At 52.2% G+C, this 471-nt stretch carries 3 tRNA genes; all 3 read right to left on the bottom strand.

The features are described from left to right. Window positions 1–62: 62 nt before the first annotated feature. Window positions 63–137, bottom strand: a tRNA-Glu gene (locus tag BA1_RS18315). A 19-nt stretch (window positions 138–156) separates the two neighbouring features. Next, window positions 157–247: transfer RNA gene (locus BA1_RS18310), tRNA-Ser, on the bottom strand. Between the two features lie 4 nt (window positions 248–251). Continuing rightward, a tRNA-Asn gene (locus tag BA1_RS18305) sits at window positions 252–326 on the bottom strand. Window positions 327–471: the final 145 nt, after the last annotated feature.

Raw genomic sequence — 471 nt, 5'->3', positions numbered from 1 at the left:
GCAGATGCTCTCCCAGCTGAGCTAATCCTCCGAATAAAATGCTGGTATGTATTCTATAAAAATGGTGACCCGTACGGGATTCGAACCCGTGTTACCGCCGTGAAAGGGCGGTGTCTTAACCGCTTGACCAACGGGCCCTCTATTATATGTATCTTGTGGCGGAGAGCAAGGGATTCGAACCCTTGAGACGGGGTTACCGCCTACACGATTTCCAATCGTGCTCCTTCGGCCACTCGGACAGCTCTCCAAATTGGCTCCGCAGGTAGGATTCGAACCTACGACCGATCGGTTAACAGCCGATAGCTCTACCACTGAGCTACTGCGGAATGAAGAAAGCCTGGCGACGTCCTACTCTCACAGGGGGAAACCCCCAACTACCATCGGCGCTGAAAATATTCTAACGTAGTACGGATCTGTTAACAGCCGATAGCTCTACCACTGAGCTACTGCGGAATGAAGAAAGCCTGGCGA

The sequence above is a fragment of the Bacillus xiamenensis genome (genome assembly GCF_000300535.1).
In the GTDB taxonomy this organism is placed as follows: Bacteria; Bacillota; Bacilli; order Bacillales; family Bacillaceae; genus Bacillus; species Bacillus xiamenensis.
The sequence above is the reverse complement of the archived record's forward strand: the minus strand, read 5'-3'. Positions and strand labels throughout refer to the sequence as shown.